This is a genomic window from Streptomyces sp. TAA204 (assembly GCF_000424965.1).
The window spans coordinates 579262-605232 of the sequence record NZ_AUKW01000002.1; the positions used below are offsets into that span (position 1 = coordinate 579262).

21 protein-coding genes are annotated in these 25971 nt (G+C 72.0%); 13 read left to right on the plus strand and 8 right to left on the minus strand.

Annotated features, from left to right (window positions below):
* Positions 1–109: 109 nt before the first annotated feature.
* The 4 genes from H343_RS0105340 (at position 110) to H343_RS0105355 (ending at position 4815) form a co-directional block, all read left to right on the plus strand.
* The gene (locus H343_RS0105340) at positions 110–964 is read left to right on the plus strand and encodes a TIM barrel protein (protein WP_028430301.1); all 855 of its coding nucleotides are present in this window, start codon (positions 110–112) and stop codon (positions 962–964) included.
* 125 nt (positions 965–1089) lie between these two features.
* Positions 1090–1995 (plus strand): 2-hydroxy-3-oxopropionate reductase, encoded by a 906-nt coding sequence (locus tag H343_RS0105345; RefSeq protein ID WP_028430302.1) that lies wholly within the window; start codon positions 1090–1092, stop codon positions 1993–1995.
* 4 nt (positions 1996–1999) lie between these two features.
* Positions 2000–3718, plus strand: a complete 1719-nt coding sequence (gene gcl / locus H343_RS0105350) for a glyoxylate carboligase (protein WP_486586791.1) — start codon at positions 2000–2002, stop codon at positions 3716–3718.
* A gap of 266 nt (positions 3719–3984) precedes the next feature.
* The gene (locus H343_RS0105355; RefSeq protein WP_028430304.1) at positions 3985–4815 is read left to right on the plus strand and encodes a hypothetical protein; all 831 of its coding nucleotides are present in this window, start codon (positions 3985–3987) and stop codon (positions 4813–4815) included.
* 73 nt (positions 4816–4888) lie between these two features.
* Here H343_RS0105355 and H343_RS0105360 read toward each other — a convergent pair whose 3' ends face one another.
* Complete coding sequence (locus H343_RS0105360) at positions 4889–6592, minus strand: AMP-binding protein (protein WP_028430305.1); 1704 nt, start codon at positions 6590–6592, stop codon at positions 4889–4891.
* 121 nt (positions 6593–6713) lie between these two features.
* Here H343_RS0105360 and H343_RS28995 point away from each other — a divergent pair, with 121 nt between their 5' ends.
* Entirely contained in the window at positions 6714–8168 is a 1455-nt protein-coding gene (locus H343_RS28995) for an MFS transporter (protein ID WP_486586792.1), read from the plus strand.
* Positions 8169–8550: 382 nt separating this feature from the next.
* On the plus strand, positions 8551–9582 hold the full coding sequence (locus H343_RS0105370; protein ID WP_158679508.1) for an endonuclease/exonuclease/phosphatase family protein: 1032 nt from the start codon (positions 8551–8553) through the stop codon (positions 9580–9582).
* 118 nt (positions 9583–9700) lie between these two features.
* Here the strand turns inward: H343_RS0105370 and H343_RS0105375 are convergent, their stop codons facing one another.
* From H343_RS0105375 to H343_RS0105395, 5 genes are all read right to left on the minus strand, one after another.
* Positions 9701–10975 carry an XdhC/CoxI family protein gene (locus tag H343_RS0105375; RefSeq protein ID WP_028430307.1) on the minus strand — a complete coding sequence of 425 codons (1275 nt, stop codon included), beginning with the start codon at positions 10973–10975 and terminating at the stop codon, positions 9701–9703.
* Positions 10976–11139: 164 nt separating this feature from the next.
* Positions 11140–12678 (minus strand): NCS2 family permease, encoded by a 1539-nt coding sequence (locus tag H343_RS29000; RefSeq protein WP_078505022.1) that lies wholly within the window; start codon positions 12676–12678, stop codon positions 11140–11142.
* A gap of 120 nt (positions 12679–12798) precedes the next feature.
* Complete coding sequence (pucD, locus tag H343_RS0105385; protein WP_028430308.1) at positions 12799–15210, minus strand: xanthine dehydrogenase subunit D; 2412 nt, start codon at positions 15208–15210, stop codon at positions 12799–12801.
* Position 15211: 1 nt separating this feature from the next.
* The gene (locus H343_RS0105390; protein WP_028430309.1) at positions 15212–15832 is read right to left on the minus strand and encodes a (2Fe-2S)-binding protein; all 621 of its coding nucleotides are present in this window, start codon (positions 15830–15832) and stop codon (positions 15212–15214) included.
* Entirely contained in the window at positions 15823–16761 is a 939-nt protein-coding gene (locus H343_RS0105395) for an FAD binding domain-containing protein (RefSeq protein ID WP_028430310.1), read from the minus strand. Before H343_RS0105395 ends, H343_RS0105390 begins: the two co-directional genes overlap by 10 nt.
* A gap of 202 nt (positions 16762–16963) precedes the next feature.
* Between H343_RS0105395 and H343_RS0105400 the strand changes: the two genes are divergently transcribed.
* Positions 16964–18766, plus strand: a complete 1803-nt coding sequence (locus tag H343_RS0105400; protein ID WP_028430311.1) for a PucR family transcriptional regulator — start codon at positions 16964–16966, stop codon at positions 18764–18766.
* A gap of 123 nt (positions 18767–18889) precedes the next feature.
* Here the strand turns inward: H343_RS0105400 and H343_RS35210 are convergent, their stop codons facing one another.
* Complete coding sequence (locus tag H343_RS35210; RefSeq protein WP_158679509.1) at positions 18890–19078, minus strand: hypothetical protein; 189 nt, start codon at positions 19076–19078, stop codon at positions 18890–18892.
* Positions 19079–19374: 296 nt separating this feature from the next.
* On the opposite strand from H343_RS35210, the gene H343_RS0105410 reads away from it, so the two are divergent.
* Both H343_RS0105410 and H343_RS0105415 read left to right on the plus strand, forming a co-directional pair.
* A complete protein-coding gene (locus tag H343_RS0105410; RefSeq protein ID WP_028430312.1) occupies positions 19375–20607 on the plus strand; it encodes a Tm-1-like ATP-binding domain-containing protein in 1233 nt (410 codons plus the stop codon).
* Between the two features lie 119 nt (positions 20608–20726).
* Positions 20727–21554 carry a phosphoenolpyruvate hydrolase family protein gene (locus H343_RS0105415; RefSeq protein ID WP_028430313.1) on the plus strand — a complete coding sequence of 276 codons (828 nt, stop codon included), beginning with the start codon at positions 20727–20729 and terminating at the stop codon, positions 21552–21554.
* A gap of 98 nt (positions 21555–21652) precedes the next feature.
* Here H343_RS0105415 and H343_RS0105420 read toward each other — a convergent pair whose 3' ends face one another.
* A complete protein-coding gene (locus H343_RS0105420) occupies positions 21653–21979 on the minus strand; it encodes an EthD family reductase (RefSeq protein ID WP_028430314.1) in 327 nt (108 codons plus the stop codon).
* A gap of 500 nt (positions 21980–22479) precedes the next feature.
* Between H343_RS0105420 and H343_RS0105430 the strand changes: the two genes are divergently transcribed.
* The 4 genes from H343_RS0105430 (at position 22480) to H343_RS0105445 (ending at position 25819) form a co-directional block, all read left to right on the plus strand.
* Positions 22480–22998, plus strand: coding sequence for a hypothetical protein (locus H343_RS0105430; protein WP_028430316.1), 519 nt, complete (start codon positions 22480–22482; stop codon positions 22996–22998).
* A gap of 81 nt (positions 22999–23079) precedes the next feature.
* Positions 23080–23928 carry a DUF4097 family beta strand repeat-containing protein gene (locus tag H343_RS0105435; RefSeq protein ID WP_028430317.1) on the plus strand — a complete coding sequence of 283 codons (849 nt, stop codon included), beginning with the start codon at positions 23080–23082 and terminating at the stop codon, positions 23926–23928.
* An 80-nt stretch (positions 23929–24008) separates the two neighbouring features.
* Entirely contained in the window at positions 24009–25007 is a 999-nt protein-coding gene (locus H343_RS0105440; RefSeq protein ID WP_028430318.1) for an ATP-binding cassette domain-containing protein, read from the plus strand.
* The gene (locus tag H343_RS0105445) at positions 25004–25819 is read left to right on the plus strand and encodes an ABC transporter permease (protein WP_051264596.1); all 816 of its coding nucleotides are present in this window, start codon (positions 25004–25006) and stop codon (positions 25817–25819) included. The genes H343_RS0105440 and H343_RS0105445 overlap by 4 nt, the downstream gene beginning before the upstream one ends.
* The last annotated feature ends 152 nt before the right edge of the window (positions 25820–25971 follow it).

Below are 25971 nucleotides of genomic sequence, written 5' to 3' on the forward strand. Positions count from 1 at the left end.
AGCGGCAGCCCCCTTGACACTTTCCGGGACACGAGAGCAGTCTTCCATAAAGCAGAAAGCTAATTTCACAATACGGAATCCCAAGCATCACCGAAGGAAGGCGGTCACCGTGGCCCCCCTCGCTCTCCCCGGCAGCTCCGATCACCGCTACACCGTCAACCTGTCGATCCTCTTCACCGAACTGCCGCTGCTGGAGCGCCCCGCCGCCGCTGCCGCCGCCGGGTTCACCGCCGTCGAGCTGTGGTGGCCATGGCCCGACGCTCCCGCACCGCCCGAGGCCGAACTGGACGCGCTGCGCGCGGCGCTGGACGACGCGGGCACCCGGCTGACCGGCCTGAACTTCTACGCGGGACAGCTGCCGGGGCCGGACCGGGGTGCCGCGTCGATCCCGGGCGAGGAGTCGGAGAAGTTCCGGCAGAACATCGACGTGGCCGCCGGCTTCGCCGCGTCGGCCGGCTGCACCGCGCTCAACGCCCTCTACGGCAACCGCGTGTCCGGGGCCACCCCGCTGGAGCAGGACCAACTGGCCCTGGAGAACCTCTCCTCGGCGGCCCGCGCGGCGGACCGGGCCGGGGCAGTGCTGCTGATCGAGGCGCTCAACGCCACCGAGTCTCCCCACTGCCCCGTCGTCAGCGCGCCCAAGGCGCTCGAGGTCGCCGAAGCCGTCAACGCGGCCACGGGGCTGGGCAACGCGAAGTTCCTGATGGACCTCTACCACCTGGCGATGAACGGCGAGGACCTGCACCGGGTCATCGACGAGTGCACCGGCAGGACCGCGCACGTGCAGATCGCGGACTGCCCGGGACGCGGCGCGCCCGGCACCGGCGAGCTGGACTTCACCGACCTCCTCGGCCGGCTGACGAAGGCCGGCTACGAGGGGCGGATCGGGCTGGAGTACAAGCCGGGCGCGGTGGCCGGCGCCGACTCCTTCGGCTGGCTGCCGCGCGCGGCGCGCTCCGCCTGACCGGCGCCGGCGCCGGATTCCCCCGGCGGCACGGCACTTCGCCGGACTAGGCGCCTCGGCACCGCCGCCCTTGCCGGCCCGGCCGGCCTTGCTGAACCGACTCCACGACTCCGGAAGGCAGACCCATGAGCCACACCGCAGACACCACGAAGGTCGGCTTCATCGGCCTCGGCATCATGGGTACGCCCATGGTGCGCAACCTCCTCGCCGCCGGTTACGGCGTGACGGCGTTCGACCTCGACACGGCGAGGGTCGAGGCGGTCGTGGGGGACGGCGCCAAGGGCGCCTCCTCCATCGCCGAGGCGGTCCGGGACGCCGATGTCGTCATCACCATGGTCCCCGCCTCCCCGCAGGTCGAGCAGGTCGTCCTCCACGAGGGCGGCGTGCTGGACGCGATACGCCCGGGCAGCCTGCTCATCGACATGTCCTCGATCACGCCGCAGACCTCCGTCGACGTGGCGAAGGCCGCCGACGCCAAGGGAGTTCAGGTGCTCGACGCGCCCGTCTCCGGCGGCGAGGCGGGAGCGGTCGAGGGCGTGCTGTCCATCATGGCCGGCGGCGAACAGGCGGCCTTCGACGCCGCACGGCCGCTCCTCGAAGTGCTCGGCCGGACCATCGTCCTGTGCGGCCCGCACGGCTCCGGGCAGACGGTCAAGGCGGCCAACCAGCTCATCGTCGCCGTCAACATCCAGGCGGTGGCCGAGGCCGTGGTCTTCCTGGAGAAGTCCGGCGTCGACCTGGCGGCCGCCATGGACGTCCTCAACGGCGGCCTGGCCGGCTCCACGGTGCTCACGCGCAAGAAGGACAGCATCCTCGCCGGCGACTTCCGCCCCGGTTTCAAGATCGACCTGCATCACAAGGACATGGGCATCGTCACCGACGCCGCCCGCAACGTCGGTGCCGCCGTCCCGGCCGGTGCCCTGCTGGCCCAACTCGTCGGCGCGCTGCGGCAGCAGGGCGACGGCGGGCTCGACCACTCCGCGCTCGTGCGCGGCGTCAGGCGCCTCTCGGGCGAGAAACTGGAGGACTGAGGCCATGGCCCCCATCAGGATGCCCGCGATGAACGCGGCCGTCTCCATCATGGTCGACGAGGGCGTGGACATCGCCTTCGGCTGCCCCGGGGCGGCGATCCTGCCGCTGTACAAGGCGATGGAGGAGGACGGCCGCATCGAGCACTTGACCGTGCGCCACGAGGAGGGCGCGACCCACATGGCGGACGGCTGGGCCCGTACGAACGGCAAGGTCGGCGTCGCCATCGCCACCTCCGGGCCGGGCGCAACCAACCTCGTCACCGGTCTCTACACGGCGCAGGCCGACTCCATCCCGATGGTCTGCCTGACCGGGCAGGCGGTCTCGCCCAAGCTGCACCAGGAGGCGTTCCAGGCCGTCGACATCGTCGAGATCGCCAAGCCCGTCACCAAGTGGGCCGTGCAGGTCAAGGAGGCCGCGCAGATCCCGTGGGCCTTCCGCGAGGCGTTCCGCATCGCCCGCACGGGACGTCCCGGGCCGGTGCTCATCGACCTGCCGCTGGACCTGGCGAAGCGGGAGATCAGCTACGACGCCCGGATCGACACGCGTCTGCCCGTCCCCGCCGTCGAGCCTCATCTGCCGCGCGTGGAGCGGGCGCTGGACATGCTGCTCGCCGCCGAGCGTCCGCTGGTGCTGGCGGGCGGCGGCGTGATCCTCGCCGAGGCCGGCGGTGAACTGCGCGAACTGGTCGAGGAGTTGCGGGTGCCCTTCCAGGTCACCCTGATGGGCAAGGGCGTCATCGAGGACGACCACGAGCTCAACATGGGCACGACCGGCATCCAGACCTCGCAGCGGTACGCCAACGCCTCCTTCCTGGAGGCGGACTTCGTGCTCGCCGTCGGTGCGCGCTTCGGCGACCGGCACACCGGCGCCAACATCGACGTCTACCGAGGCGCCCGCACCTTCGTGCACGTCGACATCGAACCCGGCCAGATCGGCAAGGTCTTCGAACCGGATCTGGGCATCGTCTCCGACGCGGGCCTGTTCCTCTCGGCGCTGCTGGCCGAGGCGCGCAAACGCAAGGCGCGGGCGGACGCCGAAGGGTGGGTCGAGCGCTGCCGGGAGCTGAAGCGCACGCTGGTGCGCCGGGAGGACTTCGGCTCCACGCCGGTCAAGGCGCCGCGCGCGTACAAGGAGATCAACGAGATCTTCGACGAGGACACCTACTTCGTCACCGCCATCGGGCTGTACCAGATCTGGGGCGGGCAGCACCAGAAGGCCCACCTGCCGCGGCGCTACCAGGTCTGCGGCCAGGCGGGGCCGCTGGGCTGGGAGGTGCCCGCCGCGATCGGGGTGAAGAAGGCGCTGGAGGGGATGGGCAGAGAGGACACCGAAGTGGTGGGCATCGTCGGCGACTACGGCTTCCAGTACCTCGTCGAGGAGCTGGCCGTGGCCGCCCAGTACCGGGTGCCGTATGTGCTGATCATGCTCAACAACGAGTATCTGGGCCTGATCCGGCAGGCCGAGATCGGTTACGGGATGAACTACCAGGTCGACATCCACTACGACGAGTTCGGCACGGACAACGTCAAGATCATGGAGGCGTACGGCTGTTCGGGACGGCGTGTAAGGGAGCCGGACGAGATCGCCACGGCCATCCAGTGGGCGCGCAAGGAGGCCGTCTCCACCTCACGTCCCGTCCTCGTCGAGATCATGATCGAACGGGAGGCCAACACCCCGCACGGCCCGGACATCGACGCCGTGCGGGAGTTCGAGGAAGCGTAGGCCGCCCCGGCCCGGCGCAGCCAACGGACCGGCACCCGCCGCCGGTGCCGGTCCCCCGGCGGCACACGCCGCCACACACTCCGGGCGGCGGCACCGGCACCCGACCCTCGCGCCCCTGGTGCCGCCGCCGTCCGGTTCCCCCGCACACACACCGCCCGCACCTCTCTCACCCTTTCCGCCGGTTCCACTTCGCAGAGCGCACCTTTCGGGGACGATATGAACAGGACCCCCCGCCCGTGCCGCCGAACCGCGCTGGAGCCGATCCGATGGCAGAAAGCGTGCCCGTGCGCTGCCCCGAGTGCCGCCGCGAGCACACCTGGACACCGCCGGTCTACGCCTGTCACTGCGGTGCCCCGGTCACGCTGCCGCTGACGCGCGGCGGCCTTCCCGCGCGCGTACGGCACCGCATCTGGGAGGAGTCCTGGGTGAAGGTGACCTGCCGGACCTGCGGCCGGGCCAGGGACTGGCCGCAGCCCGAACTGGGCTGCGCCTGCGGGGCGTTGCTCCGGCTCCCGGTCGCCTCACCCGCCGCGCGGGACGCTACGGGAGACGGCGGGGCCCCCGGCCGCGGGGAACCGGCCGAGGACCTCCGGGAGGCCGGGGCCACCGGCACCGCCGAGGACGCCTCGCATCCGCCCGCGGGCCGCCCGCACTCCCCCGGCGCCGCCGCACCCGCACCGCTCACGGCGCACGGCACGAAGGAGCCGTCCAGGACGCGCCCCGCCTTCCGGCCCGTGACCATCCGGACGGCGCAGGACGCCCGTACGGCCGCCGCGCAGTATCTGCGCTGGCTGGGCTTCACCGTGGTGCGGGTGACGGACAGACCCCCCGCCTCCGGCATCGACCTGCGCGGGCACGGCATCATCGCGCACGTCGACCCCTCGACCGACCCGACCGCCCTGCGCGAGGTCGAGACTCTGTGGCTGAACGGGCTCAACGAAGAGGCGCACACGGCCTGTTTCTCCCTCGCGGGCTACGCGCGTGAGGCCCGTACGCGCGCCGACGCCCTGTGCGTGCCGCTGTTCGTCCTCGACCTGACGGGAATGCCGCAGGCCGTCAACGGCCCGGCGGACGACCTGATCCGCTCGGTCCGCTGAGCCGGCCCCCGAACCCGTCCGCAACCCGCCCGCCGCAACCGCCCGCCGCAACCCGTCGGCCGCCGGCCGCAGTTCAGCGTTCCTCGCGGTACTCCCTGCCGGCCGCCCCGGCCGCGTGCTCCCGCAGTTCCACCCGGCGGATCTTGCCGGAGATCGTCTTGGGCAGTTCGGCGAACTCCAGTACGCGCACCCGCTTGTAGGGCGCCAGCGTCTCCCGCGAGTGCGCGAAGAGCGCCTTGGCCGTCTCCGCTCCCGGCTCCCAGCCCTCCGCGAGCACCACGTACGCCTTCGGCACGGCCAGCCGCACCGGGTCCGGCGAGGGCACCACCGCCGCCTCCGCGACCGCCTCGTGCTCCAGCAGGGCGCTCTCCAGCTCGAACGGCGAGATCTTGTAGTCGCTGGCCTTGAAGACGTCGTCGGAGCGGCCGACGTAGGTGATGTAACCCTCCTCGTCACGGCTGCCGATGTCGCCGGTGCGGTAGTGGCCGCCGGCCATCGCCTCGGCGGTGCGCTCCTCGTCACCCCGGTAGCCGGTCATCAGACCGACCGGCCGCGTGGACAGGTCGAGGCAGATCTCCCCCTCGGCCGCGCCCGGTTCACCCGTGACCGGGTCGAGCAGCGTCACCTCGAACCCGGGCATCGGCCGTCCCATGGACCCCGGCTTGAGCTGCTGACCCGGGGAGTTGGCGACCTGGACGGCCGTCTCCGTCTGCCCGAACCCGTCCCGGATGGTGGCGCCCCACGCAGTCCGCACGTGCTCGATGACCTCGGGGTTGAGCGGCTCACCCGCCGCGACGACCTCGCGCGGCACGGCCGTGAGGCGGCCGATGTCGGCCTGGATGAGCATGCGCCACACGGTCGGCGGCGCGCAGAAGCTGGTGACCCCGGCCTTGTCGATCTCGGCCAGCAGCCGGTCGGCGTCGAAGCGCGCGTAGTTGTGGATGAAGATCGTCGCCTCCGCGTTCCACGGCGCGAAGAAGTTGGACCAGGCGTGCTTCGCCCAGCCCGGCGAGGAGATGTTCAGATGCACGTCGCCGGGCTGGAGGCCGATCCAGTACATGGTCGCCAAGTGGCCGACGGGATAGGAAAGATGGGTGTGCTCGACGAGCTTGGGCCGTGCCGTGGTGCCGGAGGTGAAGTAGAGCAGCAGAGTGTCGTCGGCGCGTGTGACGCCGTCGGGCTCGTACGTGCCGGAGGCTCCGTAGGCGTCCTCGTAGGCGAGCCAGCCCTCTTCCGCGCCTCCGCCGTCACCGTCGCCACCGCCGCCGACGGCGATGCGGGTGTAATCGCCGGGCACGTCCCGGAACTTGGCGGTGTCCCCGGCCCGCACGACGACATGGCGGGCCTCGCCCCTCTCGATCCGGTCGGTGAGGTCGCCGGGGCCCAGCAGCGGCGTGGCAGGGATGACCACCGCGCGCAGCTTCATGCAGGCCAGCAGGGTCTCCCACAGCTCGACCTGGTTGCCGAGCATGAGGATGACGCGGTGGCCCGGCTCGACGCCCTGTGCGCGCAGCCAGTTGGCGACCCGCGCGGAGCGGGTGCGCATCTCGGCGAAGGAGAAGCGGGCTCCGCCGCCGTCCTCCTCGACGATGTGCAGCGCGGTGCGCTCATTGCCCTCGGCGATCACGTCGAACCAGTCGAGCGCCCAGTTGAAGTGCTCGGGGCGCGGCCAGGAGAACGCGGCGCGTGCCGCCTCGTAGTCGGTCCGGTGCCGCAACAGGGTGTCCCGGGCGGCGCGGAAGGCGTCGGTGGGGCTGGTGGGCTCGGTCGCCGTCATCGTCACTCCTCGGGTGCCGCTGTGTTCTTCGCTGGTCACGCTGCGGGTCATCCTGAGTCACCGGCGGCTCTCACACCACCCCCGGGCGCTGGCCGTCGCATCGGGAGTGGATGCTGGAGCGATGTCCCCCGTCCGGTACGACGAGACGAGCATGCCGCGGCGGCGCCGGCTGCTGGTCCTGGCGATCTGCTGCATGAGTCTGCTGATCGTCAGCCTCGACAACACGGCGCTGAACGTCGCGCTGCCCTCGCTCCAGCGGGATCTGGGCGCCTCCGTGTCCGGCCTGCAGTGGACCCTGGACGCCTACACCCTCGTGCTGGCCTCCTTGTTGATGCTGGCGGGTTCGACGGCCGACCGCGTGGGACGGCGGCGTGTCTTCCGTGCGGGCCTGGTGCTCTTCACGGCCGGGTCGCTGCTGTGCGCGCTCGCCCCGGGGCTGGGCTGGCTCATCGCCTTCCGCGCGGTGCAGGCCGTCGGCGGCTCGATGCTCAACCCCGTGGCGATGTCGATCATCACCAACACCTTCACCGAACCGCGGGAGCGTGCCCGCGCGATCGGCGTGTGGGGCGGCGTCGTCGGCATCTCCATGGCGGCGGGCCCGCTGCTGGGCGGCGTACTGGTCGCGTCCACCGGCTGGCGCTCCATCTTCTGGCTGAACATCCCCATCGGCCTCGCCGCGCTGCTGCTCACGACGCTGTACGTCCCCGAGTCGCGCGCTCCGCACCCGCGCAGGCTCGACCCGGTCGGTCAGCTCCTGGTCATGGCCGCGCTGGGTTCGCTCACCTTCGGCATCATCGAGGGCGGGGGCGGTTCCGGCGGAGCGGGTGGCGAGTGGACGTCGCCGCTGATCCTGGGCAGCTTCGCCGTCAGCGTGTGCGCGCTGGCCGCGCTGATCCCCTACGAGCGCCGCCGGACCGAACCGCTGGTGGAGCTGCGCTTCTTCCGCAGCATCCCCTTCAGCGGGGCGACCCTCACCGCCGTGACGTCCTTCGCGGCGCTGGCGGGATTCCTCTTCGTCAGCACCCTCCATCTGCAGAACGACCGCGGCCTGTCCGCGCTGGAGGCCGGGGTGCACCTGCTGCCGATGGCTGCGATGACGGCCGTGTGCGCGCCGCTGTCCGGACATCTGGTCGCGGTGCGCGGCGCGCGGCTGCCGCTGCTGCTCGCGGGCGTGGCGATGACGGCGAGCGGCGTGCTGTTCGCGCGCTTCGGGGCCGAGGAGACGGACACCCTGCTGTTCACGTCGTACGTGCTCTTCGGCATCGGGTTCGGACTGGTGAACGCGCCCATCACCAACGCGGCCGTCTCCGGAATGCCCCGCTCCCGCTCGGGTCTGGCCGCGAGCATCGCCTCCACCAGCCGCCAGGTCGGCTCGGCACTGGGTGTGGCGGTCATCGGCGCCGCGGTGGCGGCCGGTTCGCATGTCACCGCGTGGTGGATCATCACGGGCTGCGGGGCGGCCGTGGCGGTGCTGGGACTGGTCACCACCGGCCGTCGTGCGAAGGCCACGGCGGAGCGCGTCGCCTCCGGGCCGCCCTCCGCGCAGACCGGCACCCCGTGCGGGCGCGGCGGCTGACCGGACGGCGCGGACGCCACGCGGCCCGAGCGGCCGGCGGCTCCTCCGCGACCGTCCGGACGGTCACCGGGTGGTTCGTCGCACCCGCGGGCACGGGGCAAGGATGGACGCGGGCCGACGGTCTCGCCCGATCGAGGCTCTCGCACCGCTCCGCACCGTGTCGTGTCGTGTCGTGTCGCGTCTTGGTCGCCCTGTCCCCCGGATCATCAGCCCGCCGGGCCCCGCGTCGTCGGTGCGGGCGCCGTCACCTCTCGTCGGGAAGTGCGCGGACGTCGCGAAGATCGGGCGTACCCGCGAACACGGAACCCTGTGATGAGGCACCATCGGGGACGTGTTGACGGGGGACCGAAACCATCGCGAAAGGCGGGGCGGCCGTGGCACGGTGACGAGGCTTCCGCCCCGCACCGCCGCACGGCCCGCCCGGCCCCTCTACGAGCGCGGGTGGCGCAGCCGTGGGCCGCGGCCGCCGCGCAAGAACGGCCTGGCCACGTGCGTGGGGCTGGTACTGGCCGCGCTGAGCGTGCCGATCGCTGTACGCGGCGTGGACGCCGACGGGCCCAGTCCCATCGCCCAGGTCCTCGCGTTCCTGCCCTGGTTCCTGGTGCCGGGCTGGCTGGCGCTGCTGTACGCCGTGCTCACCCGCCGCGGCGTCCTCGCGGTGTGGTCGATCGCGGTGCTGATGGCCACCGTCGGCTTCACCCTCCCGCACGGCCCGGACGCCCCGGACCCCCCGGCAGAGGGCGCGGCCAGGGCACACTTCCGGGTGCTGACCGCCAACCTGCGCCTCGGTGGGGCGACCCCGGCGCTGGTGAAGACGCTGCGCAGGGAACGGCCGGAGATCGTCTCGGTGCAGGAGTGCGACAACACGTGCGCCGAGGCGCTTCGCACCCCGTCGATGCGGAAGGCGTACCCGTACCGGCACATCATGGAGGCCGGGAGCGCGGCGGGTTCGGCGCTGCTGAGCGTCTATCCGCTGGAGGACGAGTCCTCCCTGCAGGGGCAGATGGCCATGCCCCGGGCGGTGGCCGACATCGCCGGTACGCATGTGGCGGTCCAGGTCGCACACCCCGTGCCGCCGATGCCGGAGGCGCTGGGAGCCTGGCGCGAGGAGCTGGACAGGCTGCGCGCGTACGGCGCTTCACGCGGTGAGACACCCACCGTCATCGCCGGCGACTTCAACGCGTCCCAGGACCACGCCGCCTTCCGCGCCGTCCTGGAGACCGGCATGAACGACGCCTCCCGGCTCACCGGCCAGTCCCGCACGCCCACCTGGCCCGACACCGCGGCCCTGGCGATGGGAGCGCAGATCGACCACGTGCTGCTGAGTGAGCAGATGACGGCCGTCGGGGCGGAGTTCCTCGAACTGGCCGGCTCCGACCACCTCGCGGTGCTGGCCGATGTGAAGCTGCTGTGAGCCGTCCCCCCATGCGCCGCCCGGCGGTGCCGTCCCGGCGGTCCTGACGAGGCGTCCCGACCAGACGTCCTGACGAGATGTCCTGACGGGCGGTGCGGTGTCCGCGGCCCGGTCCCGGCTACGCCATCTCGCCGACGCGCCCCGCCGCGGCCGCCGCGTCGTGGTGGATCGGCGTGTGCGCCCCGGTGAGCGGGACGCCGCTCCCTCCGTGCCGCACGGCGACGATCTCCGCGGCGATCGACAGCGCCGTCTCCTCGGGCGTACGGGCGCCGAGGTCGAGCCCGATCGGAGAGTGCAGCCGGGAGAGCTCCGCCTCGCTCACGCCCGCCTCGCGGAGCTTGGCGAGCCTGGCGAGATGGGTGCGCCGGGAGCCCATGGCGCCGACGTAGGCGACGGGCAGCCGCAGCGCCCGCTCCAGCAGCGGCACATCGAACTTCGCGTCGTGGGTGAGGACGCACACGACCGTACGGGCGTCCAGTTCCTGGGCGTCGAGATACCGGTGGGGCCACTCGACGACGACCTCGTCGGCGTCCGGGAAGCGGGCGGCGGTCGCGAAGACGGGACGGGCGTCGCAGACGGTGACGCGGTAGCCGAGGAAGGAGCCGGTACGGGCGAGCGCCCCGGCGAAGTCGATCGCACCGAAGACCAGCATGCGCGGGGGCGGCGCGCTCGACTCGACGAGCAGGGTGACCGGGGGCCCGCAGGCTTCCGTGCCGAAGTCGCCTGCCCCTCGGTCCTCGCCCGTCCCGCTCGCCTCGGCCGTCCCTTCCCCGCGGGCGCCGCCGCCCGCCGCGTCCTCGCCCGCCGCGGCATGTCCGCCCGCGCCGCGAGGGCCGCCGCGCGCCCAGGTCGCGACCGTGCCCGTGCGGCCCGCGTCCAGCAGCGCGCGGGTCTCGGCGAGGGCCGTGGCGTCCAGGGCGTCCGCGCCGCCGAGACCGCCGAGGGCCTCCCCCTCGGCCGGTACGCACAGGGAGCCGCCCAGCAGTTCCTCCGGCCCCTCCACGACACGGGTCAGGGCGACGGCCCGTCCACGCGCGGCGGCGGAGACCGCGGCGGCGAACACCGCACGCGCCGCTGAGCCCACGGGCACGGGCGTGACCAGGATGTCGATGACGCCGCCGCAGGTGAGGCCGACGGCGAAGGCGTCCTCGTCGCTGTAGCCGAAGCGCTGGAGGACGGTGCGCCCGGTGGACATGGTCTCCTGGCACAGCTCGTACACCGCGCCCTCCACGCACCCACCGGAGACGCTGCCGACCGCCTCGCCGCCGGCGTCGACGGCGAGCGCGGCACCCGGCTGACGCGGCGCGCTGCCGCTCACGGCCACCACGGTGGCGACGGCGAAGTCGCGCCCCTCCTCGCACCATCGGTGCAGTTCAGCTGCGATGTCCAGCACGGGGACTCCTCACGGGCATGCGGGGTCTTGCGGTCTGCGAGCCTACGCGGGCGGCGGGCGGCGGCGCCGACACTGCCCGGGTGCCGGCCCGGCCCGCCCGCCTCACCCGGTTCACCCGGCCCGCCCCTTACGGGCGGACCTTCCGTCGGGGACCGCCGGCCGCGTCACGTCAGCCATCCCTCGACGGGCCCGAGCGCGAAGTAGACGAGGAAGACCGCCGCCAGCCCCCACATCAGCGCTCCCGTCTCCCGCCACCTTCCCTGGGCCGCCTTGATCAGCACGTAGGAGATGCTTCCGGCCGCGATGCCCGCGGTGATCGAGTACGTGAAGGGCATCAGGACCGTCGTGAGGAAGACCGGCACGGTCGTGGCCGTGTCGCTCCAGTCGATGTGCCGGGCGTTGGTCATCATCATCGCGCCGATGACGACGAGCGCGGCGGCCGCGACCTGGGTGGGGATGACCTGCGCCAGCGGCGTGAAGAACAGGCACAGCGTGAAGCCGAGTCCGGTCACGACGCTCGCCAGCCCCGTACGGGCGCCGTCGCCGACACCCGCGGTCGACTCCACGAACACGGTCTGCCCGGAGGCGCCCGCGAGGCCGCCGGCCACCCCGCCCGCGCCGTCGATGGCCAGAGCCTTGTTCAGCCCCGGCATCCGCCCGTCGCTGTCGGCGAGCCCGGCCTGCCGCCCGATGCCGATGATGGTGCCGATGGCGTCGAAGAAGCCCGCCAGCACGAGGGTGAAGACGATGACCCCGACGGTGACCGCGCCGACGTCGGCGATGCCGTCGAAGGAGACCTTGCCGAACAGTCCGAAGTCGGGGCTGCTCACGACACTGCCGGAGACCTCGGGTGCGTTCCGTCCGCCCCAGTCCTTCTTCTCCAGCCCCGCGAACCGGTGCACCAGCCCCGCGACGACGGTGCCGCCGACGATGCCGATGAGGATGGCGCCGGGCACCCGGCGCACCTGCAGCACGAAGACGAGCAGGACCGTGACGGCGAAGCACAGCACCGGCCAGCCGGTGAGCATGTCGTGGGTGCCCAGCTGCACGGGCTTGGCGCCCGCGACACCGCCGGGTCCGGGTGTACCGGTGACGAAGCCGGCCTGGACGAGCCCGATGAGGGTGACGAAGAGGCCGATGCCCATGGTGATGGCGTGCTTCATCGCCTGCGGGATGGCGTCCATGATCAGCCGCCGCAGCCCCGTGACGACGAGAAGGATGATGACGGCGCCGTAGATGACGCACATGCCGAACGCGTTCGGCCAGGTCATCTCGGGGGCGACCTGGAAGGCCAGCACCGCCGAGACGCTCAGCCCGGCGGCCAGCGCCAGCGGCACATTGCCCAGCAGGCCCATGACCAGGGTGGTCGCCGCCGCGGCGAAGGCCGTGGCGGTGGTGACCTGCCCCGCGTCGAGGGTGGCGCCCGCGGCGTCGGGCACCGAGAGGATCACCGGGTTGAGCAGGACGATGTAGGCCATCGCCATGAACGTGGTGACGCCGCCGCGCAGTTCGCGGGCGACGGTGGAGTGCCGCTCCGATATGCGGAAGTACCGGTCGAGCCGGGACCTTTCGCCGGGCGCCCGGGGTGCCGGGACGCCCGGCTGCTGCGGGGCGGCGGGTTCCGTACCGCCGCCGCCCCCGCCCCTGCTGCCAGTGCTGCTGCCGCCGCCGGAGGTTTCGGATGCTGATTCGGACTGGGTCATGCGTGCTCTCCCAAGTTTCGTCGGGCACCCCGAAGTGCGGACGCACAGCGGGGATCTGGGATACACGACCCGGGGGACGGCCCGAGACGAGGCGAACCGGGAGCGCCTGGGGACCGCCGGTCAGGCGGTGCCCGTCAGATGCTCGGGGCGTACCGGGACCCTGCTGAGGGCGAGGCCGGTCGCGTTGCGGATCGCGGCGACGACTGCCGGGGTGGAGGAGAGCGTCGGCGCCTCACCGACTCCGCGCAGCCCGTACGGGGCGTGCTCGTCGGCGAGTTCCAGGACATCCACCGGGATGGCCGGGGTGTCGAGGATGGTGGGGATCAGATAGTCGGTGAACGAGGGGTTCCGTACGTTGCCGCCGGGAGAGACGAGGATCTCCTCCATGACGGCCAGGCCCAGGCCCTGCGTCGTACCGCCCTGGATCTGGCCGACGGTCGCCAGCGGGTTGATGGCACGGCCGACGTCCTGGGCGCACGCCAGCTCGACGACCTTCACCAGGCCGAGTTCGGTGTCGACCTCGACGACGGCGCGGTGCGCGGCGAATGAGTACTGGACGTGCCCGAAGCCCTGCCCGGTGGTGAGGTCGAAGGGTTCGGTCGGCCGGTGCCGGAACTCCAGCTCCTCCTCGACGGCTTCGCCGCCGAGGACGTCGACGAGGGCGGCGAGCACCTCACCGCCGCCGGTGACGACCTTGCCGCCCTCCAGCCGCAGTTCGGCACCGTCGCTCCAGGCGGGGTGGTGCCCGGCGAACTTCCGTCTGCCCAGCTCCAGTACCCGCGCCCGTACGGCCTCGCACGCCTGCTTGACGGCGCCGCCTGTCATGTACGTCTGGCGCGAGGCGGAGGTCGAACCGGCGGAGCCGACCCCGGTGTCGGCGGGGTGGATGCTCACGCCCGAGACGCCCAGTTCGGTGCGGGCGATCTGCGCGTGCACGGTGACGCCGCCCTGACCCACCTCGGCCATCGCCGTGTGCACCATGGCGACGGCCTCGCCGCCGGCCGCCTCCAGACGGACGCGTGCCGTGGAGTAGTCGTCGAAGCCCTCGGAGAAGCCGACGTTCTTGATGCCGACGGCGTAGCCCACGCCGCGCACCACGCCTTCGCCATGCGTGGTGTTGGACAGGCCGCCCGGCAGCGCCCGTACGTCGACCCCGGCGCCGCCCGCGGACGCGGGCGCGGCACCGGAGGTGTGCCACTGCTGCTCCGGCGGCATCGGCATCGCCTTCACCCGGCGCAGGATCTCCTCGACGGGGGCGGGGGCGTCGACCTGCTGGCCGGTGGGCAGGAGCGAACCCTGCGACATGGCGTTGCGCTGCCGCAGTTCGACCGGGTCCATCTCCAGCGCCTCGGCGAGCCGGTCCATCTGCGACTCGTAGGCGAAGCACGCCTGCACGGCGCCGAATCCGCGCATGGCGCCGCACGGCGGGTTGTTCGTGTAGAGGGCCAGCGCCTCGATCTCGACGTTGTCGATGACGTACGGGCCGGCCCCGAGCGAGGCGGCGTTGCCCACGACGGCCGGTGAGGAGGAGGCGTACGCGCCGCCGTCCAGCACGATGCGGCACGTCATGTAGAGCAGCTTGCCCTCGCGGGTGGCGCCGTGCTCGTAGGTGAGCTTGGCGGGGTGGCGGTGCACGTGCCCGAAGAAGGACTCGTAGCGGTTGTAGACGATCTTGACGGGCTTGCCGGTGGCCATCGCCAGCAGGCACGCGTGGGCCTGCATCGACAGGTCCTCGCGGGCGCCGAACGCGCCGCCGACGCCCGAGAGCGTCAGCCGCACCTTCTCCGCGGGCAGGCCCAGGACGGGCGCGAGCTGGTCGCGGTCGACGTGCAGCCACTGTGTGGCGATGTACAGGTCGACGCCGCCGTCCTCGGCGGGCACCGCCAGACCGGACTCGGGGCCGAGGAACGCCTGGTCCTGCATGCCCACTTCGTAATCGTGCCGGACGACGACATCGGCCCGCGCCTTAGCCGCTGCCACGTCACCGCGCACGATCGGCTGACGGTGGACGATGTTGGGGTGGGCGACATGGGGCGCGTGATGGTCGTCCCGGCCCGGGTGCAGGACGGGGGCGTCCGGGGAGGTGGCGCTCTCCTCGTCGTGCACGGGCGGAAGTTCGGCGTACTCGACGCGGATCTTCGCCGCCGCGCGCCGCGCGGTCTCCGGATGGTCGGCGGCGACGATCGCGACGGCCTCACCGTGGTAGCGCACGCGGTCCTTCGCCAGGACGGGCTGGTCGTGGATCTCCAGCCCGTAGTGCGTCTTCGCGGGAAGGTCGTCGTGGGTCATGACGCTGTACACGCCGGGGAGCCGCAGCGCCTCGGAGACGTCCACGGAACGGATCTCGGCGTGCGCGTGCGGGCTGCGCAGCGTGCAGCCCCACAGCATGTCCTCGTGCCACAGGTCGGAGGCGTAGGCGAACTCGCCGGTGACCTTGAGGGTGCCGTCGGGGCGCAGCGTGGACTCGCCGATGCCGCCCTTGGTGGCGCTGCCCTGGGTGAGCGTGGTGGGGATGCGGGTCGCTCCGGCCATCTCAGACTGCCTCTCCCTGTACCGGTCCGTCTTCGGCGTGATCCGTACGGGCTGCCGCCAGCCGCACCGCGTCGAGGATCGTCTCGTAGCCCGTGCAGCGGCACAGGTTCCCGGAGAGCGCCTCGCGGATGTCGCCGTCCGAGGGGCGTGCGTTGCGCTCGATGAGTTCGTCGGCGGCCACCAGCAGGCCCGGTGTGCAGAAGCCGCACTGGACGGCGCCCGCGTCGATGAACGCCTGCTGCACCGGGGAGAGCGGGACGTCCGCGTCCGGGGCCGGCCGGGGCTGCCAGCGCTGCTCGTCCGCGGCGGAGGTGCCGCTCGGGGCGCGGGCACCGCACCCCTGCGCGCCGGCGCCGCCGCACACGGCACGCTGGCGCGCGTGACCGGCGAGCCCTTCGACCGTGACGACCTCGCGGCCCTCGACCTGGCCGGCCGCGACCAGGCACGCACACACCGGCTCACCGTCGAGCCGGACCGTGCAGGAGCCGCACTCGCCCTGCTCGCAGGCGTTCTTGGAGCCGGGCAGGCCCATGCGCTCACGCAGGACGTAGAGCAGAGACTCGCCCTCCCACACGTCGTCGGCCTCGTGCCGCCGTCCGTTGACGGTGAATGTCACGCGCATCGGGAGCCTCCTTGGTTGCCGTGGCCGTCGCGGCCCTGGCCCGTTCTGCCGTTCTGGCGGTGTCCCCGGGCGCGGTGGTCGTCCCAGACCCAGTTCAGGGTCCGGCGGGCCATGACGCCGACAGCGTGCCGGCGGTAGGCGGCGGAGCCGCGTACGTCGTCGATGGGGTTGCAGGACGCCGCGCACAGTTCGGCGAAGCGCTGGGCGACGGACGCGGGAAGAGCCCCGTGACTCTCCCAGAGCCCGTCCTCCTCCAGCGCGCCGGCGAGGAAGTCCTCGGCGGCGAGAGCGCGGAAGGGGGTGGGGGCGGCGGAGCCGACCGCGGCCTTCACGCTGCGGCTGTCGGGATGGAGCGCGACGGAGAAACCGCAGACCGCGATGACCATCGCGTTACGGGTGCCGATCTTGGAGAACTGCTGCGGCCCGCTCGCCTTCTTGATGTGCACGCGCTTGATCAGCTCGTCGGCGGCGAGGGCGTTGCGCTTGACGCCGGTGAAGAAGTCCTCCACGGGGATGCGGCGCGAGCCGCGTACGGACTCCGCCTCGACCTCGGCCCCGGCGGTGAGCAGCGGCGGGTGCGAATCGCCCGCCGGCGAGGCGGCGCCGAGGTTGCCGCCGACGCTCCCCCGGTTGCGGATCTGCGGCGAGCCGACGGTGTGGCCCGCCAGCGCGAGGCCGGGCAGTTCGGCGCGCAGGTTGTCGATGATCCGTGTGTACGGGACGGAGGCGCCGAGCAGCACGTGCTCCTCACCCACCTCCCACTCGTGCAGCTGCGTGACGCGGTTCAGGTCCAGCAGCGCGTCCGGGCGGCGCTGGTCGAAGTTGATCTCGACCATGACGTCGGTGCCGCCCGCGAGGGGCAGGGCGCCGGGATGCTCGGCCTTCGCGGCGAGCGCCTCCTCCCAGCTGGCGGGGCGCAGGAACTCCATGGGGTCTACTCGATTCGCTCAGGTCGCCGAAGTGCGCGGTGTGGACTCAGTACACCGATGCATGCCCTTCCCCGGGCAGTCACCGATCCCATGAAGCGTTCGTCTGCTCGTCACCCTTGTCTTGTAGATTCGTACGAATGCCCCTCGGCACACCGCTGACGGCATTCCACAGCACCAGCACGCGAACAACGGGGAAACGACGATGCGGTTGCGCGCACTACTGGAAACCCCCTCGCTCGGTCTGCGTCTTCTGACCGGCGGGGACGAACTCGACCGTACGGTCCGGGGCGTGATGACGACCGACCTGCGCGACCCCGGCCGCTACCTGTCGGGGGACGAGCTGGTCCTCACCGGCCTGGCCTGGCACCGCGCGGCGGAGGACTCCGAGCCCTTCGTCCGTATCCTCGCCGCCGCGGGCGTGGCGGGACTCGCGGCGGGCGAGGCGGAGCTGGGCATGGTTCCGGACGATCTCGTCGCCGCGTGCGGACGGCACCGGCTGCCGCTGTTCGCCGTGACGGAGGCCGTCGCCTTCGCGACCGTCACCGAGCACGTGCTGCGGCAGGTCTCCACGGAGCGGGCCGGCGACCTCGCGGCCGTCGTCGACCGGCACCGGCGCATGATCTCACCGGGCGCCTCGGGCGGCGGCCCCGATGCCGTACTCGATCTCCTCGGCTCCGATCTGGACCTGCGCGCCTGGGTGCTCTCGGCCACCGGAAGAGCGGTGGCCGGCGCGTCGGGTGCGCTGCCCCGGGGGGTTCGCTCGCGGCTGGCGGGCGAGCACCTGAGAGCCGCACGGACACAGCACCGGGGGCCGCACCGGGCCTCGGCCGACGGAGCGGCCTACTCCCTCTTCTCCGTCCGGGGGACCGGGGCGGGCGCGGACGGGGGTACGGGGCCCGGCGCGGGGGCACGACCGGGGCTGTCCGGGAACGAACCGGGCCGGAGCCCGGACGGGACCGGAACGGCTCGGGAGTCCGCCTTCTCCGACTGGTTCCTCGCCGTGGAGGGCGACGCGGGCGACTGGCCGGCCGAGCGGCTCGACCTCGTGCACGGAGTCACCCAGCTGATCGCGGTCGAACGGGAGCGGCGCGACGCCGCCCGTACGGTCCGCCGGCGCCTCGCCACGGAGGTGCTGGAACTGCTGCAGACGGGCGCCCCGCCCGCCGAGACGGCCGCCCGTCTGCGCGTCGCCTCCCCCGTGCTGCTGCCGGGCGCCGGAAGCGCTCCGCACTGGCAGGTCGTCGTCGCGCGGCTCGACGACGGCGGCGGCACTCCCCACGGTTCCGGCTGCCGGGCCCTGCTGGAGGAGATCCTGCACGACCCCCGCACCACCGGCACCGGCTCCGACACCGACAGCGCGGACCGCGTCGCCGTCGCACACGCGGGCGGCGAGGCGGTGGCGCTGGTGCCGCTGCCCGCACTCGCGGCGGTCACGCAGACCGGCGGCGAGGACACCGACCGGCTGCCCGGCGGGGAAGACGCGGCGGCCCTCCCCGCGGAGCGGACTGCGGACCTGGACGCGAGGGCTCTGCTGGCGGCCGTGCGCGCACCTCTCGAAGCGGGACTCTCCGGCGACGAACGGCTGACGATCGGGGTCAGCGCCACGGTGCACTCCGCCGAGGGACTCCACGGCGCCCTCGAGGAGGCCCGCCACGCCCGGCGGGTGGCCGCCGCGCGCGAGGGGCGGGTCTGCGCGGCCGGGCACGAGGAGCTGGCCTCGCACGTGCTGCTGCTCCCCTTCGTCCCCGACGACGTCCGCCGCGCCTTCACCGCCCGGCTGCTGGCACCGCTGCACGAGTACGACAGGCGCCACCGTGCCGAACTGCTGCCCACGCTCTCGGCGTTCCTGACCGCGGACGCCTCCTGGACGCGCTGCGCCGCCCGGCTCCATCTGCACGTCAACACGCTGCGCTACCGCATCGGACGGATAGAACAGCTCACGGGCCGCGACCTGTCGCGGCTGGAGGACAAGCTGGACTTCTTCCTCGCCCTGCGCCTGAGCTGACCGTCCCGGTGCCGCCCGTGCCGCGGCGACCGTGCGTATCGCTGTACTGCCCGGCTGCCCGGCTGCCCGGCTGTGCGATCGGACGTCCACGGCCGGCTTCCCCCGCGACTGCTCCCTCTTCGCCTACGACATCAGCTGGAGGACCACCGCCGCCGCCATCAGCACCGTGAGCGTGGTGAGCACCAGCATGAAGACCGCCTGCGCCTTCCCGCCGTTCAACGAGGGGGGACGGCGCTTGCGGTTCCGTGCCTGCTTCCGCCGGTCCAGGCCCATGGCGGACCTCTTCCGGGGGTTCACGTGCTTCCCGTCCACCGGACAAGGGTTACCGGAAAGAGCCGGTGCGTACAGCGCATCCGCAACATCCGCGCACGCGGGACGCCACGGAGCACGCGCGGCAGGCGTGCTGCTGGACCTGTCGGAGGAGAAGGTGTTGCCGTGCCGGGTCCGGGAGGAAACTGCTCCCAGGGGCGGAGTCCCCGGCGTCCCGGAGCGGCCCGTCGCCGTGTCACTCCATGCGGACGGGCCCGAGACATCACGCCGGCGTACGGAACTTCACGGCCCCTGGGGCAGCGGACTTGAGCGAAGCCGGAAAACAGGAGGTGGGAAGGATGGCCACGGTCGTTCTGATCGGCACGATGGACACCAAGAGCGAGGAGTACGCCTGGATCTCCGAACGCGTGCTCGCGCACGGTGTGAAGACGGTGACCGTCGACGTCGGCTCGTTCTCGGAAGCGCCCGCATCCGGCGTGGACGTGGAGGCGGCCGAGGTGGCGCGCGCCGGGGGCGGCGACCTCACGGCTCTGCGCGAAGCCGGGGACCGCGGCGCGGCCATGGAGGTGATGGCGTCCGGGGCGGCCGCCGTCGTCGTACGGCTCTACGCGAAGGGCCAGTTGGACGGGGTGCTCGGCGTCGGCGGCTCCGGCGGCTCGTCGGTCGTCTCCCGCGCGATGCGGGCACTTCCGGTCGGCGTCCCGAAGCTGCTGGTCTCGACGATGGCCTCGGGCGACGTCTCCCCGTACGTCGGTGAGGTGGACGTGACGCTGATGCACGCGGTGGTCGACGTGGCCGGAGTCAACTCGGTCTCCCGTCAGATCTTCAGCAACGCGGCGGCGGCGGTCTCCGCCATGGCCGTGGACCACGAGGCCCGCGGTGACGCGTCCGAGGAGGACCGGCGGCCGACCGTCGGACTGTCGATGTTCGGCCTGACCACGCCGGCCGTCGACGAGGCGCGGGAAGAGCTGGTGCGTCTCGGCTACGAGCCGCTGGTCTTCCATGCCACCGGCGCCGGCGGGCGCGCGATGGAGAAGCTCGTGCGCGACGGCCGGCTCGCCGGAGTGCTGGACCTGACAACGACGGAACTCGCCGACGATCTGGTCGGCGGCGTACTGAGCGCCGGCCCCGACCGGCTGGAGGCGGCGGCCCGGAAGGGCGTCCCGCAGGTCGTCTCGCTCGGCGCTCTCGACATGGCCAACTTCGGCCCACGCGAAACGGTGCCGGCCGAGTTCGCCGACCGCAGGTTCGTGATCCACAACTCTGCGGTGACGCTGATGCGGACCACGGCGGAGGAGAACGCCGAACTGGGCCGCCGCATCGGCGCGAAGCTCGCCGGTGGACATGGACCGGTCGCCCTCCACATTCCGCTGCGTGGGCTGAGCGGAATCGACGTGGACGGTGGCCCGTTCCGGGACGCCGAGGCGGACGAGGCTCTCTTCGAGGCGCTGCGTGGCACGCTCGAGGGGTCGCGGGTCGAGATCGTCGACGTGGACGCGCACATCAACTCCCCCGGATTCGGGCGGGATGCGGCCCGGCGACTCGACCGGCTGATCACCCGAGCGGTGTGAGGAGCGGCTGCACGCGAGTACGCGGCTCACGGGTACGCGGCTCACACGGGTACGCGGCACACGAGTACGGAAGCGGGACACGCAGACCGCATGGAGACGACGGCAGAGGAGAGCGCGACTTGGACCGCGAAACGGCGCTGCGGCGGCTGAAGGCCACCGCGGCAGAAGGACGCCCGGTCATCGGCGGCGGGGCCGGCACGGGCCTCTCCGCCAAGTCGGCGGAGGCAGGCGGCATCGACCTGCTCATCATCTACAACTCCGGCCGCTACCGCATGGCCGGACGGGGCTCCCTCGCGGGACTGCTCGCCTACGGCGACGCGAACGCGATCGTCATGGAGATGGCGGACGAGGTCCTCCCCGTGGTGAAGGACACCCCGGTCCTCGCCGGTGTGAACGGGACCGACCCGTTCCGGGTGATGGGCCGCTTCCTCGACCAGGTCAAGGACGCGGGCTTCGCGGGGGTGCAGAACTTCCCCACGGTGGGACTCATCGACGGTGTCTTCCGGCAGAACCTCGAAGAGACCGGGATGGGTTTCGGCGCGGAGGTCGAGATGATCGCCGCTGCGCACGAGCGCGGGCTGCTGACCGCCCCGTACGTCTTCGACGAGGCCGATGCGACCGCCATGGCGCATGCCGGAGCCGACGTCCTGGTCCCGCACATGGGTCTCACGACCAAGGGCACCATCGGCGCGAACACCGCGCTCACGCTCGACGAATGCGTGGAGCGCGTTCAGGCGATGCGGGACGCCGCGGTCGCGGTCGACCCCGGCATCCTGGTCCTGTGCCACGGCGGTCCCATCGCGGAACCGGAGGACGCGCAGTACGTCCTCTCCCGCACCTCGGGCGTCGTGGGCTTCTTCGGGGCCAGCTCGATCGAGCGGCTGCCCACCGAAGAGGGCATCCGCCGGCAGACCGAGTCCTTCAAGTCGATGACGTACGGGCGCTGAGCAGTGGCCGTCCTAACTGCCCGTCCGCCCGTGGGCTTTCGGAACCGGTGACGTCTCCGCGACCGCCTCCGGCGGGAGGCGAAGCCGGGGGAACGTGTTCAGAGCAGTTCGACCGGGGTGATCACCTGCTCGTCGTCGAAGAAGAACCACGCGCCGCCCGTGGCGAAGTTGCGCACATCGGCGACAGTGGCTTGCCCCTCCGGGCTGGCCAGGATCGCTTCGAGGGCTTCGCGGGACTCCGCGTACAGGCCGACGATCATGTAGTACGGCGGTTTCTCGTCCCCCGCCGCGGCCTCGCAGTGACCGATGGTCCAGCCGGTGAGGCCGGCCATCTTCTTGGCCAGTGGAATGTGCGTGCTGGTGTAGTGCTCGTCGAAGGCCTGGGGATTCTCGGGGTGCCCGTAGAGGACGGTCAGCCGGTACATGTGGCGCTCCTGCCCACCCTTGTCCGATCTTCTTTGTCCGATCTTCCTGAACTGCCGTACCGGTACTACACGTACGCGGCGTGGGCCGGCTCGGCAAGGGGGCACTGGAGCGTGTCACCCTCCGCACCGAACGCACCGGAGAGTGCGGTGACGCCCGCACCTCCGACGGGAAGAGCGCACGGGCCGCCGCCCCCGATGTCCCCGGACCGGCCGGGCCGCCCCGGCAGCCGCTGACCGCGAGGCGGGGCCTCCACCGTCCTGCGACGTCGCCCGGCATCACATGACACCAGATGGCACCGATTGGCACCATCCAGCGCCATCCAGCGCCATCCCGGCGTCATTCTCCGCCACCAAGAGCGGACGGACCACCTGGGGCCACAGCTGCCCCGGTCACCATCTTCCATGTTTTGCCAGTTCAAGCAGGGAGAAGGGGAGCCCGACCCCACTGGCGGCACCATTGAGGGTTGCACATGACGTCATAGTGGTGCCATGATGGCATCATGGATCTCACCCCGTATGTCGACTCCCTCCGCCGTGAACTCGCGGTGGCCGCCGAAGCCGGTGGCGACGAAGCCCGCGAGCTGACCGACAGGCTCACTGCTCCTCTGGAGTCGGCGGCCCGGCTGACCATGCTCAACGTGCTCTCGGCCGCGATGGACGAGATCACCCGCGAACTCGCCCCCGGCTCGGTCGACGTACGGCTCCGTGGGCTCGACCCCGACTTCGTCGTGACGCTGCCGCCCACCGACGACGGCACCTCCGCGGAGCCGGCCGCGCCCGTCGAATCGCACAGCACCGCGGCCCCGCCCGACGGCGACGAGGGGGGCACCGCCCGCGTCAACCTGCGCCTGCCCGCCCATCTCAAGGTGCGCGCCGAGGAGGCCGCGAGTCGCGAGGGCCTGTCGGTCAACGCGTGGCTGGTCCGGGCCGTGTCGGCAGCGGTCGACGGCGGCACGCGGCCGCGCACGCCGCAGAAGACCCAGACCATCGGACAGCACTTCACGGGCTGGGTGCGCTGACCGCGCCCCGCCCGCACCACTTCACTCACACCACGTCCCACCAGCGGGGACGCCCTGGAGACCCAAGAGGACGGGACAGCCATGCCTGCTTTCGACACCCCCGAAGCGATCTCAGCCACCGCGCATGTGGAGGCCGGTTCCATCCAGTTCACCGCGGGCGACCGCCTCGACACCGTCGTGGAGGTACGGCCTCGCGACCCGAAGAGGGACCTGGACGTACGAGCGGCCGACCAGACCGAGGTCACCTGCGTGAGCGGCGTACTGAACGTCAGGACGCCCAAAGCCAATCTGCTCGGCCTCGGGCGCACCGGTACCGTCGACGTGAGGGTCGAACTGCCCACGGACTCGCGCATCGACATGACCGGCGCCTGGGCCCAGGTGCTCGGCGAGGGCCGGCTCGGAGAGGTCCGTGTGAAGACCTCGTCCGGCGACGTCCGCCTTGAGACGACGGGTCCGTTGCAGCTGAAGGCGTCGCACGGCTCGATCACCGTGGACCGGGTCGAGGGCATGGCCGAGATCACCACCAGCTCCGGCAGCCTGCGCGTCGGCCACGTCGACGGGCCCGGCGTCTTGAAGAACTCGCACGGCACCACGACCGTCGGCGCCGCGACGGGCGAGCTGCGGGTGAGCGGCGCCAACGGCGACATCGCGATCGGGCGCGCCGAGGACTCGGTCACCGCCACCACCGCTCACGGCACCCTGCGTGTGGACGAAGTGGCCAGCGGCACCGTCCAGCTGGAGACCTCCTACGGCGCCATCGAGGTCGGCGTCCGCGAGGGCACGGCCGCATGGCTCGACGTCAGCTCGAGTTCCGGCCAGGTGCGCAACACCCTCACCGTGTCAGAGACCCCGCAGGAGACGGAGGACACCGTCAAGATCCGCGCCCGCACCCGGCACGGCAACATCGACGTCCGCCGCGCCAAGGTCTGACCCCGGAAGTCCGGCCTCAACTCACTCACACCCAGCCATTTCAGCCTTCTGTCGGGAGGACCTTCATGTCTTCTTCTGTCATGCCCACGTCCAGACGCAGTGGCGAGCACCCGCCGTCGGCCGCGGTCTCCACCGTCGGTCTGCACAAGTCGTACGGCGACAAGACCGTCCTCGACGGCATCGATCTGCACATCCCGGCCGGGTCCGTGTTCGCGCTGCTCGGCCCGAACGGCGCCGGCAAGACCACCGCCGTGAAAATCCTCTCCACTCTGGTCAGCGCCGACGCCGGCGTCATCCGTGTCGGCGGACACGACCTGGCCGGCGACCCGCAGGCGGTGCGCGCCTCGATCGGCGTCACCGGGCAGTTCTCCGCCGTCGACGGACTGATCACCGGTGAGGAGAACATGCTCCTCATGGCCGACCTTCACCACCTGTCCAAGCGCGAGGGACGGCGGGTCACCGCCGGGCTGCTGGAGCGGTTCGACCTCGTCGCGGCCGCCGGCAAGCCCGCCCAGAGCTACTCCGGCGGCATGAAACGGCGCCTCGACATCGCCATGACGCTGGTCGGCAACCCACGGATCATCTTCCTCGACGAGCCGACCACCGGCCTCGACCCGCGCTCCCGCCACAACATGTGGGGAATCATCCGTGAACTCGTCTCCGACGGCGTCACTGTCTTCCTCACGACCCAGTATCTGGATGAGGCCGACGAACTGGCCGACCGCATCGCCGTACTCAACGACGGCAAGATCGCCGCCGAAGGCACCGCCGAGGAGCTGAAGCGGCTGGTCCCCGGCGGGCACGTGCGGCTCCGCTTCTCCGACCCGTCCGCGTACCGGAGCGCGGCATTCGCGCTGCACGAGGTCACCCGGGACGACGAGGCGCTGGCGCTCCAGATTCCCAGCGGCGGCAGCCAGCGCGAGCTGCGCTCCATCCTCGACCGGCTGGACTCGGCCGCCATCGAGGCGGACGAGCTGACCGTGCACACCCCCGACCTCGATGACGTCTTCTTCGCCCTGACCGGCGCCGCCGAGAGCGTCGACGCCCGGCGGAACCAGCCCAAGGAGCCTGTCCGATGAGTACCTTGCCGGCTCCCGCTCGCCCGGCACGCGCCTTCCTCGCCGTACGCGACTCGTCCACCATGTTGCGCCGAAACCTGCTGCACGCGCGGCGCTACCCGTCCCTGACGCTCAATCTGCTGCTCACGCCGGTCATTCTGCTGCTGCTCTTCGTCTACATCTTCGGCGAAGTGATGAGCGCGGGCATCGGCGGCGGCGCGGACCGGTCCGACTACATCGCGTATCTCGTCCCCGGAATCCTGTTGCTGACCATCGGCGGCACCACGATCGGCAGCGCGGTGTCCGTCGCCACGGATATGACCGAGGGCATCATCGCCCGCTTCCGCACGATGGCGATCCACCGCGGGTCGGTGCTCGTCGGACACGTCGCCGGCAGCGTGCTGCAGTGCGTGATGAGCGTGGTCCTCGTAGGTGCCGTCGCTGTGGCCATCGGATTCCGTGCCACGGATGCCACCGCCCTGGAGTGGATCCTTGCCGTCGGGCTGCTCACGCTCGTCTCCCTGGCGCTCACATGGACCGCCGTCGGAATGGGCCTGTCCAGCCCCAACGCCGAGGCAGCCGGCAACAACGCACTGCCGCTGATGATCCTGCCCCTGCTCTCCAGTACCTTCGTACCGGTCGACGCGATGCCGGGCTGGTTCCAGCCGATCGCCGAGTACCAGCCGTTCACCCCGGCCATCGAGACGCTGCGCGGCCTGCTGCTCGGGAGCGAGATCGGCAACAGCGGGTGGCTGGCCGTGGCCTGGTGCCTGGGGCTGGCCACGCTCGGCTACTTCTGGTCCAAGTCGCTGTTCAACCGCGACCCGAAGTAGGGAGCAGATCAAGGGCCGCCGGCCCGAGGTTTGTTCGCCTCCAGGGCGGTGTACCCCCGACACCCCGTCGGTGTACACCGCCCGACCGGCGTTTCGGACGCTGTCGTGCCCGCGACAAGGACAGACACCGGAAACGGGCCCCCGGCAGACGT

Excerpts from the sequence above, each read along its gene's own strand:
- H343_RS0105355 (WP_028430304.1), top strand. The coding sequence starts at position 3,985 with ATGGCAGAAAGCGTGCCCGTGCGCTGCCCCGAGTGCCGCCGCGAGCAC.
- H343_RS0105400 (WP_028430311.1), top strand. The coding sequence starts at position 16,964 with ATGCGGTTGCGCGCACTACTGGAAACCCCCTCGCTCGGTCTGCGTCTT.
- H343_RS0105435 (WP_028430317.1), top strand. The coding sequence starts at position 23,080 with ATGCCTGCTTTCGACACCCCCGAAGCGATCTCAGCCACCGCGCATGTG.
- H343_RS0105430 (WP_028430316.1), top strand. The coding sequence starts at position 22,480 with ATGGATCTCACCCCGTATGTCGACTCCCTCCGCCGTGAACTCGCGGTG.
- H343_RS0105360 (WP_028430305.1), bottom strand. The coding sequence starts at position 6,592 with ATGACGGCGACCGAGCCCACCAGCCCCACCGACGCCTTCCGCGCCGCC.
- H343_RS0105420 (WP_028430314.1), bottom strand. The coding sequence starts at position 21,979 with ATGTACCGGCTGACCGTCCTCTACGGGCACCCCGAGAATCCCCAGGCC.
- pucD (WP_028430308.1), bottom strand. The coding sequence starts at position 15,210 with ATGGCCGGAGCGACCCGCATCCCCACCACGCTCACCCAGGGCAGCGCC.
- H343_RS0105440 (WP_028430318.1), top strand. The coding sequence starts at position 24,009 with ATGCCCACGTCCAGACGCAGTGGCGAGCACCCGCCGTCGGCCGCGGTC.
- H343_RS0105345 (WP_028430302.1), top strand. The coding sequence starts at position 1,090 with ATGAGCCACACCGCAGACACCACGAAGGTCGGCTTCATCGGCCTCGGC.
- H343_RS0105395 (WP_028430310.1), bottom strand. The coding sequence starts at position 16,761 with ATGGAGTTCCTGCGCCCCGCCAGCTGGGAGGAGGCGCTCGCCGCGAAG.
- H343_RS0105410 (WP_028430312.1), top strand. The coding sequence starts at position 19,375 with ATGGCCACGGTCGTTCTGATCGGCACGATGGACACCAAGAGCGAGGAG.
- H343_RS28995 (WP_486586792.1), top strand. The coding sequence starts at position 6,714 with ATGTCCCCCGTCCGGTACGACGAGACGAGCATGCCGCGGCGGCGCCGG.
- H343_RS0105390 (WP_028430309.1), bottom strand. The coding sequence starts at position 15,832 with ATGCGCGTGACATTCACCGTCAACGGACGGCGGCACGAGGCCGACGAC.
- gcl (WP_486586791.1), top strand. The coding sequence starts at position 2,000 with ATGGCCCCCATCAGGATGCCCGCGATGAACGCGGCCGTCTCCATCATG.
- H343_RS29000 (WP_078505022.1), bottom strand. The coding sequence starts at position 12,678 with ATGACCCAGTCCGAATCAGCATCCGAAACCTCCGGCGGCGGCAGCAGC.
- H343_RS0105445 (WP_051264596.1), top strand. The coding sequence starts at position 25,004 with ATGAGTACCTTGCCGGCTCCCGCTCGCCCGGCACGCGCCTTCCTCGCC.